Genomic DNA, 22427 nt, shown 5'->3' with positions numbered 1-22427 from the left:
CCACGAGCACCGCGTAGCGTGTGCTCGCAACTGTGAGCGGAAAACGACGACCAGGGGAATTTGAACTAAACGGGTCGTAGCCCGGGAAGGGAACGGAGTGAACGACCCGGAACGTCTCGGCGTAGTTCAAATCTCCCGCTCGGCGCTTTTGCAGCGACAATTCGATGAGCGTCGCGTAGCGGCGCGAATCACTTCGTTGCTGCAAAACGGCTCGGAGATTTGATCGAGAGAAGTCGCAGCGCCGAACGGAGTGAGGCGATCGTCCTCGCGTAGTTCAAATCTCCCGCTCGGCGCTTCGCTGCGACCTCGTCGACGAGTACCGCTACGCGGGACTCCCCCGGTCGCGACCACCAAGCACCGGCAGTGCGATCGGTACCGGAATCGAGATCGGAGACGGTGAGTCGATCGAGTGTAATCGATCGTCGGCTGCCTTCTAGAACCATGGCAGAACGGTCGGGAGTGAGGGAGATCGATGAGTTCCAACGAGGACGGCGACTCGGGGGACGAACCGGTCCATCCACTCGGGGAAGGATGGCAAACCGAACTGGAGGGGATGCTCGAGGAGACCGAGTACGACACGGAACTCGGCCTCGAGATGGCCGAAGACGAGATGAAGGTTCCGGCACCTCGAAGAGATCGGTACGCACCCGAACGTCGTCTACATCGGCAACGAACCGGGGCCGGAGGCCGAGCAGGTCGAGGGGTCGGTCGCCTACGAGGACGTCGGCCGGACCGACAACCGCAAGACGGTCCGCGACGACGAAACGGTCGACGCCGATTCGTTCATCTGACCCGGCCGATCGGGCCAGCAAAGCAGCAAAGCCCACTCCCTCGACGGTCGTGGCGACTCGAGAGCTTCTTACTCCGTGACGCGAAGGGACACTCATGGACCGTCGCCAGCGAGTGATCGTCGGCCTCCTCTGGATCAGCGTCGCGGGAGTGATGGCGCTCACGCTCGAACCGGCGATCCCGTCGTCGGCGAGCGCGATCGCGCGACTGTTCGTCGTCGTCCTCGCGCTCTTTCTCGCCGTCGTCTACCTGTTCGATCCGTGGGGCGTCCTCAGTCGCCAGCCGTTTCACTGATGGCACGACCGTGATCGCGACGGCCGCGGACAGCCCCGAACGCCTTCGAGAGCCGTCAGCGCCTTCCGGGTGTGGCAAGCCCTGGCCAGTCGCGACCGTCACTCCGTGTTCCGGCAGCAACGTCATCGCCATCGCAGTCTGTCGGGTGAGCCGGTCATTTTCACGGGCGATCGTCTCGTTCTGCGTGACATCCGTCCGATCGGGACGCACTATCGAAGAATCGTATCCGGGGTGAAACCAGTCTCCGCCGGCGAGCCTACGGCCGTCGGAGACCGCTTACACGCACCGGAACGACGGTCAGGACAGGACGTCCCGCGAACGGCGTCCGGGACGCGGTCAGACGGTGAATCCGAAGTTGAAGTCGCCCTTCCAGTTCGATCGCTCCCCGCGGAAGACGGTGTCCCCGCGGTGGCGATTGCCGATCCAGAGTACGTCGGCGAGCGCGGTACCGGGATCGCTCATCACGAGGCCGTCGAAGACGGCGTTCTCGATGTTGTGTGCCCGCCCGCTTTCGCCGAACCGGAGACTCGCACCGTCGGCGTCGATGTCGCTGTTGTGCAGGACCAGTCGGTCGACGTCGGTGCCCCGTCGACTGACGAAGAAGCCGTGCCGATCCTGATCCGTCTGGGATTCGAGGTCGTACTCGCAGTCCTTGAAGACGACGTTCGACGAGCGGACGTACACCGCGTAGTCGGAGACGCTCGGGCTGGTTCGATCGGTGATCGTACACCCTTCGAACACCGTCCGCGTGTCGTCGTTGTCGGCGACCCGGATCGCCCGGCCGTTGCCCCCTTTGTCGGTGATGTGCACGCCCGACAGCCGCGCCGGACCGTCCTGGGTCAAGCGGATGATCTCGGTTTGCTTCTCGACGCCGTTCCAAACGGTGACCCCGTCGACGACCTGGCCTCCGCCGTTCTCGAGCCAGAGGCCGGACCACGGGTACTCAGGCTCTTCGGTTTTCGTGATGCGGCAGTTCTGGACGTAGTCGTTGGCGCCGATGCGGATGGCCGCGCCGGCGCAGTCGCGGACGTGACAGCCCCGTATGATGTTTCGGCCGGAGTTGCTCGACACGTAGATCCCGTTGTCGACGTAGCCCGTCACCTGGCACCCCTCCCAGAAGTTCGTTCCCCGGTTGTAGATCTCCGAACTGAGGGGGATCGCGTGCCCGACGTGTGTGTCTCGGTCGTAGTGGGTGTCGCCGTTGTTCAATTGGCAGCCGCGGATGATGTTCGTCGTCGTGAACTGCCGACCGGCGACCATGATCGTGTGTCGGTCGCCGCCGAAGTCGGGGTTGCGCCTGTCCCGCCGGCCGCGCATCGAGACGTTCTCGATCAGACCGTACGCGTAGGTGTACCAGCGGCCGATTCCGGTGTCGTAGTCGCCCCGGATGTCGATCCGGAGGTCTTTCATCACCGTGCGCTGGGCGTGTGGCAGCGAGTCGTCGATCTGTCCGACGGTCATCATCCGGTCGACGTCCTGGTCGGTGACCCTGAGCGTGGCGAACGGTTCGCCGACGAGTCCGAAGTGCTCGTGGGCGTCCAGGTGGATGTTGTCGGTCCGGACGTCCCACGTCCCGGCCGGGATCACGTAGCGATGGTTCCGCTCGGTCGGTCTGAACGACTGGTAGTGCTCGTAGATCGCACCCCAGACGTCGTCTTCCTCGGGTTCGACGTCGAGGTCGTCCCGCACGTCGACGATGTTCGGGGACAACGAATCGCCGCGAGGCTGGATCCGCACGCTTCGTGCGTCGTTCGCGCCGTCGGGACTGACCGGCGAGAGCGAGCCAGCGAAATCGAGGTGCGTTACCCCCTCGCTCACGGCCGCCCCCGAGTCGGTGACGGTGAGTCCCCGCCCGCTGGCTCCTTCGTTTGCGGTCGCTGCGGCGGCGTCGTACCCGTCAGAACCCACAGCCTGCGAGCCTGCGACTCCGCTACCGACGCCCAGCGCGCCGAGTACTCGAACGTACGAGCGTCGCGTTACTCCTCGATCCGTTGTACCTGACCGATCGTGCCGTCGATCTCCGTTCATCGCAGGAAGACACTCATCCAAATTGACGATTTGTTATCAGACGACTACTTCGAGACAGTGACCGGATTCACGTCCGTTGCAGATCTGTAACTGATCGGGATTCCGTTTCGCGTTCGCAAACGACCGGGAAACGGCAGGTTTGATGACTACCGTGGCGGATTGCGACCCCGGACTCGACTGTCCGACGGTAGATCGAACGAAATGACGCTGTGACGAAAGAACCGACGACGGATCGACAGTGGATCGAACCGACGAATCGCGGCCGCCCGCTCGCGGTCAGTCGTCGGCCGGTGTGAGTGGCTGTGCGTCCGTCGCCAGCAATCGATCGAGCGCGTCGACCATCGCCTCGACGCTCGCACGGGTGATGTCGGCCTCGCTGCGGGCGACGGTGACCGAGCGATCGTTGCGCACCATCGTCACTTCGACGGTGACGACGGCGTCCGTCCCGCCGGTGACCGCGTCGACGTGGTAGGACTCCAGTTCCGCGTCGGCGGCGGAGCCGAGTGCCTCGCGGACGGCGGAGACGGCGGCGTCGACGGGACCGGAACCGGTCCCGCTGGCGACGCGCTCCTCGCCGTCGACGTCGAGTCGGATGCTCGCCGTGGGGACGGCACCGCCGCTCGTGGCGGTGAGATCGCGCAGTTCGACTACGCGTTCGCGGTCGTCGCCGGTGACGTCCTCGGCGATGGCGAGCAGGTCGGCGTCCGTGACGCGACGCCCGCGGTCGCCGAGTTCGGTGACGCGATTTGCGATCGCGGCGACGTCGTCGTCGCTGGCGTCGACGCCGTGTTCCTCGAGCGTCGCCGCAACCCCGGCACGGCCCGTGTGTTTCCCGAGTGCGAGTCGGCGTTCGCGGCCGACGGTCTCGGGCGCGTAGGGCTCGTACATCTTGTCGTCCTTGAGGGTGCCGTCGGTGTGGATCCCGCTCTCGTGGGTGAAGGCGTTCTCGCCGATGACGGCCTTGTTCGGCGGCAGGGCCACGCCCGTCGCCCGCGAGACGATCTGTGCGAGGTCGTACAGTTCCTCGAGTTCGAGCGTCTCGACGTCGTACACGTGGGCGAGTGCGATCGCGACTTCCTCGAGCGCGACGTTGCCGGCGCGTTCGCCGAGTCCGTTCACGGTACAGTGAACGAGGTCGGCACCGGCCGAGACGGCCGAGAGCGCGTTCGCGACGCCCAGTCCGAGGTCGTCGTGGGTGTGGGCGCTGACCGGCCCGAGTTCCGCAAGTCGGGAAACGGCTTCGGCGGTACGCTCGGGCCCCGTGTGGCCCACCGTGTCGGCGAAACAGGCCCGATCGGCCCCGGCGTCGAGTGCGGTCCCCATGAGTTCCTCGAGGTAGTCGAGGTCGGCCCGTGAGCCGTCCTCGCCGATGACCTCGACCCACAGGTCGTGGTCGCCTGCGTACTCGACGAGTTCGGCGGTGGCCTCGAGGTTGTCCTCGCGGGACGTGCCGACCTTGTCCTCGACGTGGCGGTCGCTGGAGGGGACGACGAGGTGGACCCCGTCGACGTCACACTCGAGCGCGAGGTCGATGTCAGTCCGCATCCCGCGACAGAAACTGGTCACGCGAGCGTCGAGATCGAGGTCGGTGACCCGCGAGATGGCCTGTCGTTCACCCGCACCGGTACAGGCGCTGCCGGCCTCGATGACGGCCACGCCCGCTTGCTCTAGCGCACGGGCGATTTCGACTTTCTCGTCGGGTGAGAGTGAGACGCCCGGCGCTTGCTCGCCGTCGCGAAGCGTCGTATCGAGAAGGCGGACGGTACGGTCAGATGGAATCGTCTGCTCGGCGGAGTGATGTACAGGCAAGAGTGATGAACTGCGACTACGTTCGTCGCGGAATTTCGCGTCCAGCCGGGTTGCCCCGACTTCCTCTATCCTCGTCCGGCGTTGAGAACGAATCTCGTGCCATTGTATCCGTCCTATCGAAGCATGTGGACTTAAGTTCGCCGGTCACGGTACCATCTGCGCGACGGCGGCCGCGATCGGCGGGTGACCCGAACACCCTTTCACGTCCCCGTCGTAGCGAGGATCGAGCATGGACCCCACGCTCGAACCGCTGGCGCGATCGCTTCGCGACGCGCCGATCGTCGATCGGGACGGCTATCACTACTTCGTCCACGGCGTCACCGACGGGATTCCGTCCGTCGAGCCGGACGTACTGCGAGCGATCGCGGCCGGGATCCGCGACCGGATCGACCTCGCGGGGGTCGACAAGCTGGTCGCGCCCGAGGCGATGGGGATCCACCACGCCACCGCGCTCTCGCTCGCGGCCGACGTTCCCTTCGTCGTCGTCCGCAAGCGGGCCTACGGCTTCCCGGAGGAGATCGTCGTCCACGGGGAAACCGGCTACAGCGAGAGCGACCTCTACCTGAACGGGGTCGACGCGGGTGACCGCGTCGTGCTCGTCGACGACGTCCTCTCGTCCGGGGGGACGATCGAGGCCGTCTGTGACGCACTGGAGGAGTGCGGGGCCGACCTGCAGGACATCGTCGTGGTCCTGCGACGCGTCGACGGCGATCACGACCTCGAGCAGCCGGTGACGAGCCTGCTCGACGTCCGCGTCGAGGACGGCGAACTGGTGATCGTCGACTGAACCCGGATCACGACTCTACCCCTTCGAGGACCAGTCGATCGCCGGGTTCGACGTCCGCAGCCGCGCCGGCGGGCAGTTCGACGATCCGATCGGCTGCCTCGCGCGCGAAACCCCGCCACGGTCGCAGCCGCTCGACGCGCTGAACCTCGTCGTCGACGATCCAGACCGCGTCGATCGGAATCCCGACGAACAGCATGTGGACGTCGCGGGTCCTGGCCGTCCCGAATTCGAACACCAGCGCGTACTCGTCCGGGAGCGACCGGCGGAACATGAGGCCGCGGGTCTGGCTCCAGAGCGAGTCCGCGAGGTCGACGGTCGTCGCGAGGACAGCGTCGTCGTCACCGACCGGGTCGTGAACCAGGCGCACGCGATCGAGTCGGCACGCGGACGAGAAAAAGCTCCCGACCTCCCGACCTCTCGACCGATCGCTGGCCGGCGATCGTGTCCGCCGAGGCCCGGGTTCTCGGATCCCCGCACCGGACGATTCAACTTTCCGCGGGGCATACGGTACAGACGATGGAGAAAACGCCCCAGGGAACCGCCGTCGGCGTCGACGATCCCTACGAGTTCGCCGGCGTCTGCGATTACCTGACGGGCGAGGGGAAGTGTAAGTACGCCTTCGACCACTACGAGCACGACCCCGAGTTCGCCCGCGAACGCGCGCAGGCGGACTACGCCTGTCCCGTCGTCGACCCCGAAACGGACGAGACGTGGGCCGACTGCCCACACTTCCGGTCCCGGAACCGCGATCGCGAGTGCGTTCGCTGTGGACTCGAGGCAAAGCGGATGGCCCACTCCGACGAACGGCCGCTCCTCGAGGAACACCACCTCTCCTACGCCCGCGACGGCGAGACGCTCTCCCACGAGATCACGATCTACCTCTGCCGGTGGTGTCACGCCAAGGTCCACAACTCCTGGGCCCGCATCACGGACGATGCCGCCCCCGATCCGGACGCGATCGCCGCACTCGAGACGCGCCGCGGCCGTGAACTCGACGAGGCGGCGTTCGAGTCGGCGGCACGGCGATACGAGGGCGATGACGACGGCCGCGCGTAGGACCGCAGCCAGCGACGTGCTCGTCGTCCCGGCCACGCCGCTTTTCTCGCCCCGCGACCGAGCTATCGGTACAGAATCCCCGCCCGCCATCGGCCACGTGCATCTAAAATCCGCGAACTGGAGCGAGCGATCGCGTTCTACACCGGCTGTCTCGACCTGGAGATCACGGAACGCCTCGCCTCCTTCGCGTTTCTCTCCCGGGGCGATCGTCACCACGACCTCGCGTTGCAAGCGCTGGGTCCGAACGCGCCAGCGCCGGGAGCGGGCGTCGGCCTCTATCTCGTCGCCTTCGAGGTCGAGGACGAAGCAGCGCTTCGATCGATCTACCGGCGATTCCCGGACGACGTCGGTGTGAGTTCCGTCGACCACGGAATCAGCAAGGCGCCGTACTTCTCCGATCCCGACGGAAACGGCGTCGAAGTGTACGTCGATACCCGATCGGGGACCGGAGAGCGCTGGCTGGGAGTGTCACAGCCCTTCGATCCCGAGGAGTTGGGAGACGACACGAGCGTCGCGAACTGAAGTGAGCCCCGGATCAGTCGAGAATGTCGCCGACCCGGCGCGGTTCGCCCTGGAGGTTCGGCTGTTCGGCCACGATCTTCAGCACTTCGTGGTCGGTCACGTCGTGGTAGGGTTTCTCGATCGCCTCTTCGATCAGGTCCCGTTCGAGGCGAAATTCGGTCCCTTCGTAAACGACGTCGACACCGTCGTCGTCGAACGCGAGAGTCGTCATACCGGGTCGTACGAGGTGGTGGGTCAAAAGCGAGACGACTGCGTCCGACGCCGGCGATCGATCGCACACTCCTCGATCGGTGGCGTCAGACGGACGGCAGACGACGCGCGAGGTTTAATAGGGGGTGTCATCATTTGGTTGGAGTGTGGCCATCAGCAGGGATCCGCTCGACGAACTCGTCGTTCCGGACGAGACCGAAGCCAAGGAAGTCGCCCTCGAGACCGACGGTGACGTCCTCGTCGGTGGCCGATCGACCGTCGAGTTCGGCGTCCGCGGCCGGAACGTCCTCGCCGGCGAAGGCGTCCAGTTCGGCGGCGACATCGAGGCCGAGGGCGACTGCCGCCTCGACATGTGGTGTGAGGTCGCCGACAACGTGCTGGTCGGTCAGGACGCCTACATCGGCGAGCGCGTCCACGTCGGCGGCGAGATGAAGGTCGCCGGAGACCTGGACATCGGCGACGACGTCGAGATCGAGGAGGGATTCGAGGCCAACGGCTGGATCGTCATCCGGAACCCGATGCCGACGATCGTCTTCCTGTTCGTCTACCTCAAACACCTCCTGTTGATCGGCGAGGAGGACGCGGCCCAGCAACTCATCGCCGAACTCACCGACGAGGACGAACCCGACGCCGAACCCCTGGTAATCCCCCGGAACGCGTCGGTCGGCGACGACGCCTGGCGCGTCTCGACGCCGGCGACGATCGGGGACGCCTGTCGACTCCACGGCAACGTCCGCGCGGAGACGATCGACGTGGGAGCCGACTGCAACATCTTCGGGAGTCTCCGGGGTCGCGGCGACGTGACCGTCGGCGAGGAGACTCGCATCCACGGCGACGTGACGACCCGCGACGGAGACGTGGTGATCGAGGCCGAGGCCCGCGTCCTCGGGGACGTCTCGTGTGCGGACCTCGAACTCGGTCCCGGTGCGGAGGTCGACGGGACGATTCGCGCCGACGGCGAAATCACGATGGGGACGACCGAGCGCGACATCGAGTAATCAGCGTGTGCTCGTCGGACACGACGAGCAATCGATCGTGACATTTTCACGGTTGTTATTCGACAGTTGTCAGTTCCGATACAGTAGTGTGAGCGAATACCATCCCACATTCTTAATAGCCGGTGTTGCGATACAGTGACACGAGTATGGTACGTAAATGCACGACATCCTCGGAGGGAGTACTGTGAGATCTGTCGTATTGACCAAGGGCGTCCCCGACTTCTCGGAAGGAGCCGTCTCGTTCGACGAGGACGGCCACTTGGAGCGGGGCAAGACGCCGACAGTGATGAACCCGAACGACGAGTTCGCCTACCAGGCCGCCCTGCAAACCAGGGTGCGCCACGGCGGTCACGTCAGCGGGATGAGTATGGGGCCACCCGGCTACGGAGACGTTCTCAAGGAGGGAATGGAGTCCGTCTACGCCAACGACAGCTATCTGCTCTCGGACCGGGAACTCGCCGCTTCGGACACCTGGGCGACGGCGATCACCCTCAGCGCCGGCCTCGAAAAGTACCAGGAGGAGGTCGCCGATATCGACATCGTCTTTGCGGGATTCAAAACGGCGGACGGGGAGACCGGCCAGACCGGTCCCCAGACCTGCTGGGCGATGGACTGGCCGATCGTCACCCACGTCCTCGCGCTGGACATCGACCCCGACGAGCGGTTGGTCCGGGCGAAGCGGCTCGTCGAGGGCGACGTCGACGAGATCGAGACGGTGGAGGCACCGCTTCCCTGCATGATCGTGACCGATCCCGAGTTCGAGCCGACCTACCGCAAGGCGTCCCACCGGCTGACCCACAAGGAACTCCGGGCGGAGACGAAAGCGCGCGCGGCCGATCACGACGAACACCTGACGACCTGGAATCACGAGGACCTGAACCTCGATCCCGACTACATCGGGCTCGACGGCTCGCCGACGATCGTCTCCTCGGTCGATCCGATCCCGAAGGCACCCTCGGAACGTGAGGCCACGATGGTCGATCCCGGCGACGAAGAGGAGATGGGACGGGTACTCTCGGAACTGCAACCGTACGCGGCGGGGGCGGGTGAGTGAACATGACGGCGATCGATCCGGACGACTACACGGTCGACGAACTGACCGAGGAACTCGAGACGATCGACGACGAGGACGAACTCCAGGCGGTGCTGGAGGCCGAGCAGGCCGGCAAGGACCGGAAGACGGCACGTAAGGCGGTTCACAGCCGCCTCGAGGATATCGGCGACGGCGGCGATGCCGACGGCGTCGAGGACGGGACGGAGACGGAAGGCGAGTACGAGGCGACGAAAGAAGACGTCGGAGAAGACGCGGCGGGCGAAGCGATCGACGACGCCGACGATGAGGAGACAGAAGTGGTCGAAGAAACGGATGAAGCGGGCGAATCGGACGAAGCGGAGGAAGACGACGGCCTCTCCCATCCAACGCGCGACAAAAGGCACGTACGCGCGCTCTCGAACGGGGAATACGCCGACATGTGGGTCTTCTGTGAGACCCAGCAGGGCGAGTTACTCGACGTCTCGACGGAGATGCTGGGCAAGGCCCGCGAACTGATGGATCAGTTCGCGGACGACTACGGCGAGGAGGAGAACGTCGTCGCCTTCCTGATGGGCGACGACTGCGAGGGGCTGGCCGAGGAGTGTATCGCCTACGGGGCCGACGTCGCCGTCTACCACGACGACGATCGACTCGATCGGTTCCTGCACAAACCCTACACCGAAATCTCGGCCCACATGGCCCGCGGCGAGGGATCCGTCGAGAGTACCGACTGGCGCGACCACGACAAACCGCGGTACGTCCTGTTCCCGGCGACGAACAACGGGCGGGACCTCTCGGCGAAGGTGCAGGCCGAACTGGACTCCGGGCTGGCCTCCGACTGTTCGGACCTCTTCATCGAGGAGAACGAGGTCTCGAACCCCGTGAAGACGGGCGAACCCGGCGTCAAGAAGACCTTCGAGAAGGTCCTGCACATGAAGCGACCGGACTTCTCCGGGTTCGAGTACTCGACGATTCTCTGTCTGGACAATCCGGAGCGGGAGTTCCACCCGCAGGGTGCGTCGGTCATTCCCGGCAGCTTCGAGCCGATGGAGCCCGATTACGATCGGGAGGGGCTCGTCGTCGAACACGAGATGGAACTGGACGACGAGTGGTTCGCGGTCGAGATCACGGAGTGCGACCAGCTGGAGGCCGGGATCGACCTCACCGGGCACGAAGTGATCGTCTGTCTCGGTCGCGGCATCGCCGACGATCCAACGCACGGGATGGAACTCGGACTCGACCTCGTCGACGCCTTCGAGGACGCCGAACTCGGCATCACCCGCGGTATCGTGACCTCCTCCTACGAGTTCGAGGGCCACGTCGAGGAGTACTCGAAGGAGGAACGCCAGATCGGCGAGACCGGACAGGTCGTCGCGCCAGACCTCTACGTCGCGGCCGGCGTCTCCGGCGCGGTCCAGCACAAGGTCGGCATGGACGAGTCCGACACCATCGTCGCGATCAACACCGATCCCGACGCGCGGATCAGGGACTTCAGCGACTACTTCGTCGAGGGCGATCTCTTCGAGGTGTTGCCCAAACTCACCGAGGCAGCCAAATCCGGGGAGATCGAGGTACCGGCCGTCACGGACGGAGGTGAGGACTGATGACCGAGCACGAACACTACGAAGCGATCGTCGTCGGCTGTGGTCCCGGCGGGGCCGCGGCCGCAGCACGACTGGCCGACCACGGGGTCGAGACGCTCGTCCTCGAACGTGGAACCGAAGCGGGATCGAAGAACGTCTCGGGCGGATTGATTTACGCCGAGGAGTCGGCCGCCTACACGATCGACGACCTCTTCGACGGGTTCCGCGAGGCCGCTTCCGAGCGGCCCGTCACGGACTACCGGATCCACAACATCGCGGGCAACGAGGTCTCGACGTTCGACCTGACCGATCTCCACGAGCACGACACCGACTGGTGTGACGCGGTTCTCCGACGGAAGATGGACTCGTGGCTCGAGCAGCGGGTCCACGAGAAAACGAGCGAGACCGGCGGTGGCGTCCTGACGAACGTTCGCGTGAACGGACTCCTTCGCGAGGACGACGAGATCGTCGGCGTCACCTGCGACGAACTCGATCCCATCGAAGCCGACCTGATCGTCGCCGCCGACGGGGTCAACTCCGAACTCGCCCGCGACGCCGGCCTGATGGACTGGGAGGAACCCGAGGAGTGGTTCCAGGGCGTCAAGGCCGTCGTCGACGTGGAACCGGACGTGATCGACGATCGGTTCTCGATCGGCCCGGACGAGGGCGTCGCCCACCTGTTCTCGGGTGACCTCTTCGAGGACGTCCGCGGCGGCGGCTTCCTCTACACCAACGAGGACTCGCTGTCGATCGGGACCGTCTTCCACCTCGACAGTCTCGTCGAACAGCGGGCCGAACCCCACCAGTTGCTGGACGCCCTGCTGACCCATCCGTTGCTCGCCCAGTGGCTCGGCGACGAGTACCACGAACGGGAGTACGCCGCCAAACTCGTGCCGGACTCGAAGAAGGTCGCCCACCCCGAACCGTACCAGGATCGGCTCGTGCTCGTGGGCGACGCCGCCGGCCAGATGCAGGCGCAGGGACCGATCATCAAGGGGATGAACCACGCCGTCACCGCGGGCGCGCTCGCGGCCGACGCCTTCGCGACGACGCGGGGCAACGCCGATCCGGCCGCTGCCGGTCGGCGCTACGCCCAGATGCTCGAGGACTCGGGGACGATGGACAAACTCCGACCCCGACGGTACGACCTCGCCCGGACCGTCGGCGAGCGCGACGCCGTCACCAGCGTCGTCGAGACGGTGCTGAAGTCGCCGATCGGTTCCGTCGCGATCGGCAACCCGATCGCGAAACGGGTCCTCGAGCGAGCCTACAACTCGCCGTTCATGGTGTCGATGTTGCCGGACACGCGAACCGGCTACGTTACGCTGCCGGCGATCATCGGCGAGCAACACGGCAAGACGGTGTACTGGGACAACGAGATCGAACCGCCGTCGCTCGAGGAACGCATCGGCGACCTCACCTACGACACGGACGTCGGCAACCCACACATCGAACTCGCCGACGAGTCGTTCGAGGCCAGCGGGGCTGCCGTCTATGCCTGTCCGGTCAGCGCCGAAGACTACGGCGGCGGCTGTTACCGATCGGAGGAGGTGAAACGAAACGGGACCGAAGAGACCGTCGTCAGCCTCGACACTCAGCCTTGCGTCGAGTGTGGCACGTGCGCGATCGTCGCCGACACCGAGTGGGAACATCCCCGCGGCGGAAAAGGCGTCGAGTATCGCGAGGGCTAACCGTGAGTCGCTACGGGTCACGAATCGCCGCGCTCGCCCGCCAGGCCGAGCGCGATCGGGCGGCCGTCGATCCGTACACCGCGACAGCCGACGATGCGATCGAGTACCTCCGGGAGGGCGCTGGCCAGGCCATCTGGCTCTACGTCGAGGCACGGACCGGCGGCCGGATGGTTCCGTTCGCCGAGGCCGAACTCGCCGCGCTGGAGGACGCGATGAACTCGTGGCTCGAGTGTTACACGCGGTGTCACGGCGTCGCCCTCGACGCAGAGTTCACGGTGCGCGAGGCCGCCGAAATCCTGCTCGAGACGCGAAACGTCGTCGACACGGCCCAGCTACTGACGTGTGTCCCTGAACGTCCGCACGGTCACGGAAACGAATAGGAAGCGACCTGTTCACGCGGACAGCACACGTTCAGGCTCGGCGGAAACGAATCTGGAACCGTCGATAACCTGTAACGTAGGCTGGACTCTCAATGGTCCTGAGCATACTCCCTTTTGACTAACAAGCAAGTGACGGGTTATCGATTATCGGGATCGAACCCTCACAGGAGTATATGGAACGTGACGACCAGTTTTCCCGACGACGGCTGCTCCAGTTCACAGGTACCGCGGCAGTAACGACGCTCGTCGCAGGGTGTGCAGACGGCGGTGGCGGTGGCCCCGGCGAAGGTGAAAACGGAGGGGACGGTAACGGCACCGGCAACGAGACCGGAGACGGGAACGAAACCGAAGACGGTGCAGCTGGCGGCGAGGCGATCAGCCCGGACGACGAGATCGAACTCGGCGCCGAGGTCCAGGCCTGGCAGGGCCAGGCACCCGACCAGATCGCCGACCAGGAGAACCCGACGCTCGTCCTCCAGGAGGGCGAAGCCTACAGCTTCACGTGGGAGAACCTCGACGGCCAGACGCACAACCTCGAAATCGTCGACGAGAACGACGAGGTCGTCGACGACTACTCGACCGACACGATGGGCGAGCAAGGCGAGACCCAGACCCTCGAGGTCGACGAGATCACCAGCGAGATGGCCGAGTACGTCTGTCGACCACACGAAAGCACGATGCGCGGCACGATCGAAGTCGAAAGCGGCGGCGGCATGGGCGGAGACGGTAACGAAACCGGCAACGAGACCGGAAACGAGACCGGAAACGAAACCATGGACGACAACGAGTCCGAAGACGACAACGAATCCGAATAATAACGAGCGCCGACGGATCACACGCGGCAAACGGTACGGTACCGGTCGATCGCGCTTGCGTTGCGCGGTCCCGACGTCCTACTGCAGGTGCCGTTCGAGTTACTCGAGTTGTTCGAGTTGCGCCGAGAGTACTGCAGTCGGCTCGTGACGGCGTAACTCGAATCGCTCGTCGAGTCGCTCGTCCACGGACCGGGTTCGATCGAGGTACTGTTCGAGGGCCCGGAAATCGACGTCCGACGCCGCCTCGTCGCCGAGTCTTCGATCGACGGCCAGCAGCAGGGCGGTGCCAGCCGCGAGTGTGTCGACCTGTGCGTCGGTACACTCGTCGACGGCGTCGATACCGTCCTCGAGTTCTCGTTCGAAGGCGTCCAGCAGTTTCGAGTGGGCCGCGTACAGATCCGATATCGTAGATTCGATGGATTCCGATCGCGCTCGCTCGGGAGTCCGTCCGGTCTCCATCTCCATCTCCATCTCCGTCCCCGTCGGATCGCCAACTGCCTGACGGGTTGCGCGAGTGGTCGCACGGACGGCTTCGAGTCCCAGACGCTGGACTGCGACCTGTCCTTCGAGCGCACGCAGCGTGGCCCCGGAGAACGCTCGCTGGATCGCGACACCCTGTGAGAACAGGTGCTTCGGTCCAGCCGTGGCCGTTCGCTGTGCAGCGAGCAGCGTCTCGAACGGGAACGGCACGCTGCACCGGGATCGACGGTCGCGGTCCTCGCGATCGTCGTCGACGCGTTTGGCACCCGCGAACGACCCGCTCCGGAGACGACCGACGGTCGAGGGAATCAGTAGATGAGTTCGTCGTCGTTCTCGACCATGTAGAGCGTCCGTGCGGCGATGTTGACGGAGTGATCGCCCACGCGTTCCAGGTCACGGATCGTCAACAGGAGCCGCGAGACGTCCTGCAGGAGTCGTTCGACCTCGTCCGGTGATTCGAGTTCACGCTCGATGAGGTCCCGGACGACGATTCCGCTCGCGCGCTCGGCGAACTGATCGAGGGCGTCGTCGCGCTCGGCGATTTCGCGACAGGCCTCGGTGTCCTCGGTATCGTACGCGTCCATCGCGTCCTCGATCATCTCGAGGGTCAGGTCCCCCATCTCCTGGACGTCGACGTCGGGGAAGAGGTTACGCTGGGAGTCGAGCGTGTACTCGCCGAGATTGGTGGCGAGGTCGCCGATCCGCTCCAGGTCGGTGATGATCTTGAACGAGGCGGCGATGAACCGGAGGTCGCTCGCGACGGGCTGTTGAAGCGCCAGCAGGTCGATACACTCCTGTTCGAGGTCGAGGTACATCTGATTGATTTCGTCGTCACCCGCGATCACCTCGCGTGCGAGTTCTTCGTCTTTCTGCTCCAGCGCGTCGAGACCCATCCGAAGTCGTTCCATCACGACCTCGCTCATGTAGAGGGTGTCCTCACGGAGTTCCGCGAGTTTCTCCTGGTAGGATTTTCTGGCCATACGTCTGCCCTATTGTCCAGCCTTGATGTAGTTTGCGCTCATCGACGATTTTTCCAGCGCACGTTCCAGAAAAAGCGACGATCGATACTCGATACCAACGTCTGCCGGAGCCGTCGCTCGAACGGGACGAAACCGGCGTCGAGGCCGAGGCGGGAAGTCCGGCCGCCGGGACGGCGACGAAGGGACTATCCGAACTTACCGGTGATGTAGTCCTCGACGCGATCGCTCTCGGGGTTCTCGAAGATCTTGTTGGTATCGTCGAACTCGACGAGTTCGCCGCCGGTGAGGAAGACGGCGGTCTTGTCGGAGATGCGGGCGGCCTGTTGCATGTTGTGCGTGACGATCACGACCGTATACTCCTCGGCGAGGTCCTCGATGAGGTCCTCGATCTTCGAGGTTGCGACGGGGTCGAGCGCCGAGGCAGGTTCGTCCATCAGGATGACTTCTGGATCGGGCGCGATGGCACGCGCGATACAGAGCCGCTGTTGCTGACCGCCCGAGAGATCCAGTCCGCTCGAGTCGAGTTGATCCTCGACTTCCTCGAGCAACGCGGCCCGTTCGAGTGCGGTGTGAACCTTCTCGTCGACGTCGTCGTCTTTCCCCTGGACGCGCAGTCCGTAGGCGACGTTGTCGTAGATCGACTTCGGGAAGGGGTTCGGCGACTGGAAGACCATCCCGATCTTGCGGCGCAGGGCGACGGGATCGACGTCGTCGTCGTAGACGTTCTTCCCGCGGAAGTACAGGTCGCCATCGACGCGAGCGATGTCGATGAGGTCGTTCATCCGGTTGATCGAGCGCAGGAACGTCGACTTCCCACAGCCCGACGGCCCGATGAGCGCCGTCACCTGCTTCTCCGGGATCTCCATATCGATTCCCCGAAGGGCCTGATCGTCGCCGTAGTAGACGTCGAGATCGCGCGCCTCGATGAGCGTTCGATCCGCGACCGTCTCGCTCTCGTAGTCACCAGTTCGATCGGCGAGGCTATCGCCCCCCGGCATTGGACCGGTTCGTTGTTCGTCGGTCTGTTCCGCCTCTGAGGAAGTCATTGCTTCTTGTGTCATTGTGCGTTCCTCCGCTGATATCTGTTCCGGATGAGGATCGCGATCGAGTTGATCGTAAGCAGGACGACGAGTAGCGTGACGACGCCGGCGGCGACGACGCCGTACTGGAACTCCGTTTCGGGGTAGGACGCCCAGTTGTAGATCTGCAGGGGCATGGCGCTGACCTTACTGAAGAGGCTGTTGGGGATTCCGAAGACCGTCGTCGGGGCAGCGATCATGATCAGCGGTGCCGTTTCGCCGATCGCTCGCCCAAGCGCGAGGATCGTCCCGGTCATGATCCCGGGCATGGCTCGCGGCAGAACGACGTTTCGAATCGTTTGCCACTTCGTCGCACCCATCCCGTATGAGGCCTGCCGCTGGGAGTCGGGTACCGCCCGGATCGCCTCCTGGGCCGAGATTATCACGATCGGAAGGATGAGCAGGGCGATGGTAAACGCCGCGGCCAGCACCGTCCCGTAGCCGATATTAAAGAAGCCCACGAACAGGCCCAGCCCCAGCAGGCCGTAAACGACCGAGGGGACGCCCGCGAGGTTAGCGATGTTGAGCTGGATGAACCGCGTGAGGTAGCCGTCGTTGGCATATTCCTCGAGGTAGACCGCAGCTCCGACGCCGAGCGGGAACGTGATCAACGCGATCAGGAGCATGATCGCGATAGAGCCGATCAGTGCCGGGAGGAATCCGGCTTCGTACGGGTTCGGATGGGGCGGGCTCGTGAGGAATCCCCAGTCGAGCCAGCCGACTGCGTCGACGGCGACGTTCGTCAGCAACGTCGCGAGCGAGACGATTCCGACGAGAGTCGCCGCCAGCGCGAGCAAGCGAAAGGCGACGTCTTTCCCTCGGCTGACCTGACCGAACCCGGAGTCGACGGGTGCGTCGTGAGTGTCGGCTGCCATTAGCGATACACCTCCCGATAGCGTGATGCGACGAGTTCACTGATCAGGTTCATGATGAACGTGATGACGAACAGGGTCAGTCCGACCGCGAAGAGGCTCTTGTAGGCGACGCCCTGCCCGACGATGTCGCCCGTCCCGATCTGGACCATCGCGGCGGTCATCGTCTGGATCGAGTCCAGGAACATCCCCGCCGGATCGGTCAGGTCGGCCATCCGCGGCGTCTGTCCCGCGGCGATGGCGACGATCATCGTCTCCCCGATCGCCCGCGAGAGCGCGAGGATGAACGACGAGAAGATCCCCGACAGCGCCGCCGGTACGACGACGGACGTCGAGACGGTGAACTTCGTCGCGCCGAGGCCGTAACTGGCCTGGCGCAGCGAGTCCGGCACCGCACTCATGGCGTCCTCGCTGATCGAGGAGACCATCGGGATGATCATGATCCCGACCATGATCGACGCCGACAGCGCGTTGAACGTCGACAGCGGCAGGAACGTGTCCAGTGCCGGCGTGACGTAGACGAGCGCGAAGTAGCCGTAGACGACCGTCGGAACGCCCGCCAGCACCTCGAGCGCCGGCTTGAGGTAGGCTCGCCGTCGCTCTGAGGCGTACTCGCTGAGATAGATCGCCGTCAGCAGCCCGATCGGGAGCGCGACCAGCGCCGAACCGATGGTGATGACCAGCGTCCCCGAAATCAGCGGGAGAACGCCGAACGTGACCGGTTCGTTCGTCGGGCTCCACCGCGTGCCGGTGAGGAACTCGACGAGCGAGACCTGTGCGAAGAAATCGATCGCGTCGACGAGCAGCGTCAGGACGATCGCGACGGTCGTAAGAATCGACAGGAGCGCACAGAGCATGAAGAGGTACCGAAACGCGGCACCTCGTGCCGAGCGAATGTCGTCGTGAGAGAATTCGGGGGTGCTCATTCGGTCACCTCCTCGATCGCTGCCTCGAGTTTCTCGAGGTTCTCGTCGCGTTGCTCTTCCGTGACCGGCACGTAGCCGACGTCGGAAACCAGATCCGTCGCAGCCCGCTTCAGGTAGAAACGGGCGAAGTTCCGAACGGCTGGTTTCGTAAGCGACTCCTTCGCGATGTAGATGAACAGCGGTCGTGAGAGGGGCTTGTACTCGCCGGATTTCGCCGTTTCGATCGACGGTTCGACGCAGCCGTTCCCGTTGTCGATCGAGATGCCCTTGATCGTCTCCGGGTTTTCGCTGTAGTACGCGAAGCCGAAGTAGCCCATCGCGGCCTCCGAACCGCGGACCCCCTGAACGATCGTTCGATCACGCTCGGTCGCGTAGTAGTCGCTTCGGTGGTTCACTTCCTCGCCGAGGACCGCCTCGTTGAAATAGTCGAACGTGCCCGAGGTGGTCGCGGCACCGTACAGTTCGAACTCCTCGTCGGGCCACTCCTCGTCGATGTCGCTCCAGCGCTGGGCACCGTCGGCGCGCCAGATCTCGCGGAGCTGTTCGACGGTGAGACAGTCGACCCAGTCTGCGTTGGGATTTGCGACGACCGTCAGCGCGTCCGTCGCGATCTGAAATTCGAGGGGTGTGACGCTATTGTTCCCGCACTGTTCGACTTCGGCGTCGGCGATCGCCCGACTCGCGTTGTTAATGTCGGTCCGTCCCGCACAGAAGAAGTTCCCGAACCCACCTCCGGTCCCGGTCTTGCTCAGCGAGAGGTTGATGGTCGGATGTTCTTCTGAGAACGCGGAGGCGATCGCCTCGGTCACGGGAAAGACAGTACTGCTTCCCGCGATGTTTATCTGATTGCCCTCTTCGGCGAAGACTCCGGTACAACCCGCCAGTCCCCCGGAGAGAGCAACACTTGCCGCGGCGAGAAAATCACGCCGACCGAGCCCAGTCGACAGTGACGCCGTGGAATCTCTCGACATCATCGAATCGAAGCCCCACTGTAGGTAAGTAGACTACTATGAGCACTATATAGAGATATGTATTCACTGGAGCTACGTATCAGATTCCCAATTGATGTCCGCGTCGGACCACTGAGCTATACGTATGTCAATTCTTCCCACGAGGCTCGGTCGGATCGATCCGAACTGCGTTCGAGGAACCGGTTTCCGACAGGAACCGACCAAACATATATAGACGAGGCCGTGGCAGTCGTCCAGTCCGTCAGGATGGGCATCACATCGCTTCCGTTCGTCGCCTGGCCTGCCACGCGACGTCGAGCAAGCGGCGAATCGCCGGACATCGCAACGCCGGCCTATCAACCGCTGAAATCGAACGTCGAAACGCTCTGGGACCCGCATGCGGTCGTACTGGAGTTGGTACACCTTGCCGTTCAGACAGTCACTCGTGGATGGCGGTGCAACGCGTCCGATTCAGAATCAGTCGTCACGGTCGCACTCGCCGATCGAATCGAGCTCCGTCTGGGTCGTCCGGGGCTGATCGGCCAGCGCAAGAGGTTCACCGGTCGTTGCCGAATCTCCAGGGCTAACGCCTGTTCGTCGCCCTCGAACCGATCCTCGAGGACGAGCAGCAGCTGTTCTCGCAGCGAGCGCCAACTCCGGACCGTGACGGCACCCATCGCCGGAATAGGAGATCATGACGTATCCAGAAGCACCATCTAAATATCCGTCTATTCGGAGCCCGTTGTCAGCGGCTATTCGGCGAGTGTATTTCGACCGAATATCCGGAACAGCGGCGATATTGTGCACGTATGTCGTGGATAGTGGCGGCTATAGAGGAAGGTGAATTTATAGGTACACGGCCGAAACCGCCCCGTATGGAGACGCGAAAGGTGCAGGTAACGGGCGGTTCCACGTTTACCGTCTCACTTCCGAAGACCTGGGCGACCGAAAACGGCGTCAGTTCCGGGACGACGGTCGAGTTTTACCCGGAGGACGATGCACTGTTGTTGACTCCCAGAAGCGAGACCGACCGTCAGGAGGGTACGCTCGACATCACGGACATCGAAGGCGAGCGACTCACCCGGGCCGTGATGACGATGTACGTCAGCGGCTTCGACATCATTCGCCTCGAGGCGAACCGTATCACGACCGATCAGCGAAGTGCGATCCGCAACGCGACGCACGGACTGGTCGGCGTCGAGGTGCTCGAGGAGACCACCGACAGCGTCGTCATCCAGGACCTGCTCGACTCGTCGGAGCTATCGATCGTCAACGCCGTCTCCCGGATGCGCCTCATCGCCCAGTCGATGCTCGAGGACGCCGTCACCGCCCTCATCGAAAACGACGACGACATCGCCCAGGACGTCATCGAGCGCGACGACGACGTCGATCGGCTCTGGTTGGTCGTCTCCCGGATCTTCCGGGCGACGCTGCGGTCCCCGCGTGCGGCCGAAGAACTCGGCGTGCCCCGCGAGGACTGCTTCGACTACCACTCGAGTGCGCGGCAACTCGAACGGGTCGCGGACCACGCCGCCAAGATCAGTAACCTCGCGCTGAAACTCGACGAGATCCCCGCGGACGTGGCCGACGCACTCGTCGCCCTGCACGAGGACGCCTTCGACATCCTCGAGAAGTCGATGGACGCGCTGGTCGCCGAGGAAACCGAGGAGGCAAACCGGCTCGGACACGCCGCTCGCGAGGCGGTGATCGACATCGACCAGCACACCCGGCGGATCGACGACATGCTCCGGGAACTGGACCCCGTCCAGGCCCAGTCGCTCGGACTGATCGTCGACTCGCTCTCCCGGAGTGCCGACTACGGCGGCAACATCGCGGAGACGGCGCTGCAGAAGGCAGCGCCGCGCCCGTAAGCGTCCGACGTTCTGAGTCCCGACGATCGATTTCGAGTGCCGACCATCGCGCGTGAGCCGCGGGTACGGCCACGGGGTATCGGTCGAGAGAAACGGCCGCAGAAGTTCGTTCAGTCGAGCAGAACGGCGTTGACCTGGCCGGTCTGGCCGGGACGGGACGTCACGCGGGCGGTTCCCTCGGAGGTCTCGATGACGGCACCCTTCGTGATGATGTTCCGGCGGACGTAGTTCGGGTTCGCCTCGTTCTCGACGACGTCCTCGATGTCGGCGCTGACGGTCTCGTCGCCCTTGTTGACGCTCGCGACGTTCGTCGCCAGTGCGCGGGTTTTGGTGTCGTTACCGCGGACGTCGACGGTCCGGAACCGGGGCTCGCCGACCTGCGTCTCGGTCGGCAGCCGACCGAGTTCGTTCTTGCGGCGCTTTCGAACGTTCTTCAGTCGACCACCGGTTCGCTTGCGCGTAGATCGTCCCTGGTCTTGCATACCCGAACCCAGTCGCGGCGGCTATTTGAATGCAACGAGTCGGCCCGCGAGGAAGCCACGATCGGTCGGGCGCGATCGAACGTCGGCCGATCGGCCCGAGGTTGTCGGAGTCGCGCTATTCGTCCTCTTCGACGACTTCGGGGTCGCTCATCGCACTCTGGAGGCTGTCTAACCCGTTGATCCACTCCGTGACGAGGCCGTACTCGAGGTCCTCGGCGATATCCATATCGAGTTCCTCGCCGTCGACGATGAGGGTTCCCGCCTGTGCGGCGTAGCCGAGCGCGGCGTCGAGATCCTCTTCGGCCTCCGCGTCCGCCGCAGCGCCGAGGTAGTCGCCGACGCTCCCCTCGTCGGCCGGTCCGTTGGCGATGTACTCTTCGGCGGCGAAGAAGACGCAGACGAGGCTCGTCTGCACGCCGTCGACGAGGATCAGTTTCTCCTCGTCTTCGATCTCGACCTCGCCGAGGACGATCTCGCGGACGTCGTCGATCTCCTCGAGCGCTTCCTCCTCACCGAGTTCACCGTCGTCGTAGGCGGCGACGATCTTCGCGATCGCGATCGCCGTGTCGTCCTGCAGGTTCAACAGCAGTCGAGCCGACGATTCGTCTTCCGGATCGATCTCTTCGTCTTTGATGCGATCGATCCAGTTCTGCCAGCGTTCCTCCGAGTAGAACTCGGTCGGCGGATTGCTCATACAGACACCTACACCGGCCGCTTGAAATGCCTTTCTCTACACCATCTTCGGCGCGTGACTGTCACGCACGGCGAATACTCGGACTGCGTCCGGACTAA

Annotated in this window: 23 protein-coding genes and 2 pseudogenes; 13 read left to right on the top strand and 12 right to left on the bottom strand. The window is 64.3% G+C overall.

What is annotated here, in order from left to right; all coding sequences use genetic code 11:
• Positions 1–472 precede the first annotated feature (472 nt).
• The 3 genes and pseudogenes from MUG98_RS25545 to MUG98_RS11140 all read left to right on the top strand — a co-directional run.
• Positions 473–619: pseudogene (locus MUG98_RS25545) on the top strand (4Fe-4S ferredoxin N-terminal domain-containing protein); the annotation flags it as partial.
• Positions 615–791: pseudogene (locus MUG98_RS11145) on the top strand (4Fe-4S ferredoxin N-terminal domain-containing protein); the annotation flags it as partial. The pseudogenes MUG98_RS25545 and MUG98_RS11145, both read left to right, overlap by 5 nt.
• Before the next feature lie 94 nt (positions 792–885).
• The gene (locus MUG98_RS11140) at positions 886–1083 is read left to right on the top strand and encodes a hypothetical protein (RefSeq protein ID WP_265112183.1); all 198 of its coding nucleotides are present in this window, start codon (positions 886–888) and stop codon (positions 1081–1083) included.
• Between the two features lie 336 nt (positions 1084–1419).
• On the opposite strand, the gene MUG98_RS11135 is transcribed toward MUG98_RS11140, so the two are convergent.
• Together MUG98_RS11135 and MUG98_RS11130 are read right to left on the bottom strand one after the other, a co-directional pair.
• Positions 1420–2991, bottom strand: coding sequence for a right-handed parallel beta-helix repeat-containing protein (locus MUG98_RS11135; RefSeq protein ID WP_265112182.1), 1572 nt, complete (start codon positions 2989–2991; stop codon positions 1420–1422).
• 396 nt (positions 2992–3387) lie between these two features.
• Positions 3388–4920 (bottom strand): (R)-citramalate synthase, encoded by a 1533-nt coding sequence (locus tag MUG98_RS11130; protein WP_265112181.1) that lies wholly within the window; start codon positions 4918–4920, stop codon positions 3388–3390.
• Positions 4921–5149: 229 nt separating this feature from the next.
• Here MUG98_RS11130 and hpt point away from each other — a divergent pair, with 229 nt between their 5' ends.
• Positions 5150–5707 (top strand): hypoxanthine/guanine phosphoribosyltransferase, encoded by a 558-nt coding sequence (gene hpt / locus MUG98_RS11125; RefSeq protein ID WP_265112180.1) that lies wholly within the window; start codon positions 5150–5152, stop codon positions 5705–5707.
• Positions 5708–5714: 7 nt separating this feature from the next.
• On the opposite strand, the gene MUG98_RS11120 is transcribed toward hpt, so the two are convergent.
• The gene (locus tag MUG98_RS11120; protein WP_265112179.1) at positions 5715–6074 is read right to left on the bottom strand and encodes a DUF192 domain-containing protein; all 360 of its coding nucleotides are present in this window, start codon (positions 6072–6074) and stop codon (positions 5715–5717) included.
• A 149-nt stretch (positions 6075–6223) separates the two neighbouring features.
• On the opposite strand from MUG98_RS11120, the gene MUG98_RS11115 reads away from it, so the two are divergent.
• Both MUG98_RS11115 and MUG98_RS11110 read left to right on the top strand, forming a co-directional pair.
• Positions 6224–6763: a DUF7097 family protein gene (locus MUG98_RS11115; protein WP_265112178.1), complete on the top strand. Its 540-nt coding sequence runs from the start codon at positions 6224–6226 to the stop codon at positions 6761–6763.
• A gap of 75 nt (positions 6764–6838) precedes the next feature.
• A complete protein-coding gene (locus tag MUG98_RS11110; protein WP_320443130.1) occupies positions 6839–7285 on the top strand; it encodes a VOC family protein in 447 nt (148 codons plus the stop codon).
• Positions 7286–7298: 13 nt separating this feature from the next.
• On the opposite strand, the gene MUG98_RS11105 is transcribed toward MUG98_RS11110, so the two are convergent.
• Positions 7299–7496, bottom strand: coding sequence for a DUF5800 family protein (locus tag MUG98_RS11105; protein ID WP_265112177.1), 198 nt, complete (start codon positions 7494–7496; stop codon positions 7299–7301).
• 145 nt (positions 7497–7641) lie between these two features.
• On the opposite strand from MUG98_RS11105, the gene MUG98_RS11100 reads away from it, so the two are divergent.
• From MUG98_RS11100 to MUG98_RS11075, 6 genes are all read left to right on the top strand, one after another.
• A complete protein-coding gene (locus MUG98_RS11100) occupies positions 7642–8493 on the top strand; it encodes a polymer-forming cytoskeletal protein (RefSeq protein ID WP_265112176.1) in 852 nt (283 codons plus the stop codon).
• Positions 8494–8677: 184 nt separating this feature from the next.
• Complete coding sequence (locus MUG98_RS11095; RefSeq protein WP_265112175.1) at positions 8678–9547, top strand: electron transfer flavoprotein subunit beta/FixA family protein; 870 nt, start codon at positions 8678–8680, stop codon at positions 9545–9547.
• A gap of 2 nt (positions 9548–9549) precedes the next feature.
• Positions 9550–11130, top strand: a complete 1581-nt coding sequence (locus MUG98_RS11090) for an electron transfer flavoprotein subunit alpha/FixB family protein (protein ID WP_265112174.1) — start codon at positions 9550–9552, stop codon at positions 11128–11130.
• Positions 11130–12800: an FAD-dependent monooxygenase gene (locus MUG98_RS11085; RefSeq protein ID WP_265112173.1), complete on the top strand. Its 1671-nt coding sequence runs from the start codon at positions 11130–11132 to the stop codon at positions 12798–12800. Before MUG98_RS11090 ends, MUG98_RS11085 begins: the two co-directional genes overlap by 1 nt.
• A 2-nt stretch (positions 12801–12802) precedes the next feature.
• Positions 12803–13180 carry a DUF8055 family protein gene (locus MUG98_RS11080; protein WP_265112172.1) on the top strand — a complete coding sequence of 126 codons (378 nt, stop codon included), beginning with the start codon at positions 12803–12805 and terminating at the stop codon, positions 13178–13180.
• A 173-nt stretch (positions 13181–13353) separates the two neighbouring features.
• Positions 13354–13995 carry a cupredoxin domain-containing protein gene (locus tag MUG98_RS11075; protein WP_265112171.1) on the top strand — a complete coding sequence of 214 codons (642 nt, stop codon included), beginning with the start codon at positions 13354–13356 and terminating at the stop codon, positions 13993–13995.
• Between the two features lie 99 nt (positions 13996–14094).
• Here MUG98_RS11075 and MUG98_RS11070 read toward each other — a convergent pair whose 3' ends face one another.
• The 6 genes from MUG98_RS11070 to MUG98_RS11045 all read right to left on the bottom strand — a co-directional run bounded on the left by MUG98_RS11070 (position 14095) and on the right by MUG98_RS11045 (position 19303).
• Positions 14095–14685, bottom strand: coding sequence for a hypothetical protein (locus MUG98_RS11070; RefSeq protein WP_265112170.1), 591 nt, complete (start codon positions 14683–14685; stop codon positions 14095–14097).
• Positions 14686–14783: 98 nt separating this feature from the next.
• Positions 14784–15455 carry a phosphate signaling complex protein PhoU gene (gene phoU / locus MUG98_RS11065; RefSeq protein ID WP_265112169.1) on the bottom strand — a complete coding sequence of 224 codons (672 nt, stop codon included), beginning with the start codon at positions 15453–15455 and terminating at the stop codon, positions 14784–14786.
• Positions 15456–15640: 185 nt separating this feature from the next.
• Positions 15641–16516, bottom strand: a complete 876-nt coding sequence (gene pstB / locus MUG98_RS11060) for a phosphate ABC transporter ATP-binding protein PstB (protein WP_265112168.1) — start codon at positions 16514–16516, stop codon at positions 15641–15643.
• A complete protein-coding gene (pstA, locus tag MUG98_RS11055; protein WP_265112167.1) occupies positions 16513–17409 on the bottom strand; it encodes a phosphate ABC transporter permease PstA in 897 nt (298 codons plus the stop codon). Before pstA ends, pstB begins: the two co-directional genes overlap by 4 nt.
• A complete protein-coding gene (gene pstC / locus MUG98_RS11050) occupies positions 17409–18332 on the bottom strand; it encodes a phosphate ABC transporter permease subunit PstC (RefSeq protein WP_265112166.1) in 924 nt (307 codons plus the stop codon). The genes pstA and pstC overlap by 1 nt, the downstream gene beginning before the upstream one ends.
• Positions 18329–19303, bottom strand: a complete 975-nt coding sequence (locus MUG98_RS11045) for a PstS family phosphate ABC transporter substrate-binding protein (protein ID WP_265112165.1) — start codon at positions 19301–19303, stop codon at positions 18329–18331. Before MUG98_RS11045 ends, pstC begins: the two co-directional genes overlap by 4 nt.
• 854 nt (positions 19304–20157) lie before the next feature.
• On the opposite strand from MUG98_RS11045, the gene MUG98_RS11040 reads away from it, so the two are divergent.
• Entirely contained in the window at positions 20158–21153 is a 996-nt protein-coding gene (locus MUG98_RS11040) for a phosphate uptake regulator PhoU (protein WP_265112164.1), read from the top strand.
• Positions 21154–21263: 110 nt separating this feature from the next.
• Here the strand turns inward: MUG98_RS11040 and MUG98_RS11035 are convergent, their stop codons facing one another.
• Both MUG98_RS11035 and MUG98_RS11030 read right to left on the bottom strand, forming a co-directional pair.
• The gene (locus tag MUG98_RS11035; RefSeq protein ID WP_265112163.1) at positions 21264–21635 is read right to left on the bottom strand and encodes a 30S ribosomal protein S8e; all 372 of its coding nucleotides are present in this window, start codon (positions 21633–21635) and stop codon (positions 21264–21266) included.
• A gap of 115 nt (positions 21636–21750) precedes the next feature.
• Entirely contained in the window at positions 21751–22329 is a 579-nt protein-coding gene (locus MUG98_RS11030; protein WP_265112162.1) for a DUF2150 family protein, read from the bottom strand.
• Between the last annotated feature and the right edge of the window lie 98 nt (positions 22330–22427).

This window comes from Halosolutus halophilus, from assembly GCF_022869805.1.
In the GTDB taxonomy this organism is placed as follows: Archaea; Halobacteriota; Halobacteria; order Halobacteriales; family Natrialbaceae; genus Halosolutus; species Halosolutus halophilus.
The sequence above is the reverse complement of the archived record's forward strand: the minus strand, read 5'-3'. Positions and strand labels throughout refer to the sequence as shown.

Excerpts from the sequence above, each read along its gene's own strand:
- MUG98_RS11140 (WP_265112183.1), top strand. The coding sequence starts at position 886 with ATGGACCGTCGCCAGCGAGTGATCGTCGGCCTCCTCTGGATCAGCGTC.
- hpt (WP_265112180.1), top strand. The coding sequence starts at position 5,150 with ATGGACCCCACGCTCGAACCGCTGGCGCGATCGCTTCGCGACGCGCCG.
- MUG98_RS11115 (WP_265112178.1), top strand. The coding sequence starts at position 6,224 with ATGGAGAAAACGCCCCAGGGAACCGCCGTCGGCGTCGACGATCCCTAC.
- MUG98_RS11105 (WP_265112177.1), bottom strand. The coding sequence starts at position 7,496 with ATGACGACTCTCGCGTTCGACGACGACGGTGTCGACGTCGTTTACGAA.
- MUG98_RS11090 (WP_265112174.1), top strand. The coding sequence starts at position 9,550 with ATGACGGCGATCGATCCGGACGACTACACGGTCGACGAACTGACCGAG.
- MUG98_RS11085 (WP_265112173.1), top strand. The coding sequence starts at position 11,130 with ATGACCGAGCACGAACACTACGAAGCGATCGTCGTCGGCTGTGGTCCC.
- MUG98_RS11075 (WP_265112171.1), top strand. The coding sequence starts at position 13,354 with ATGGAACGTGACGACCAGTTTTCCCGACGACGGCTGCTCCAGTTCACA.
- phoU (WP_265112169.1), bottom strand. The coding sequence starts at position 15,455 with ATGGCCAGAAAATCCTACCAGGAGAAACTCGCGGAACTCCGTGAGGAC.
- pstB (WP_265112168.1), bottom strand. The coding sequence starts at position 16,516 with ATGACACAAGAAGCAATGACTTCCTCAGAGGCGGAACAGACCGACGAA.
- pstA (WP_265112167.1), bottom strand. The coding sequence starts at position 17,409 with ATGGCAGCCGACACTCACGACGCACCCGTCGACTCCGGGTTCGGTCAG.
- pstC (WP_265112166.1), bottom strand. The coding sequence starts at position 18,332 with ATGAGCACCCCCGAATTCTCTCACGACGACATTCGCTCGGCACGAGGT.
- MUG98_RS11045 (WP_265112165.1), bottom strand. The coding sequence starts at position 19,303 with ATGTCGAGAGATTCCACGGCGTCACTGTCGACTGGGCTCGGTCGGCGT.
- MUG98_RS11040 (WP_265112164.1), top strand. The coding sequence starts at position 20,158 with ATGGAGACGCGAAAGGTGCAGGTAACGGGCGGTTCCACGTTTACCGTC.
- MUG98_RS11035 (WP_265112163.1), bottom strand. The coding sequence starts at position 21,635 with ATGCAAGACCAGGGACGATCTACGCGCAAGCGAACCGGTGGTCGACTG.
- MUG98_RS11030 (WP_265112162.1), bottom strand. The coding sequence starts at position 22,329 with ATGAGCAATCCGCCGACCGAGTTCTACTCGGAGGAACGCTGGCAGAAC.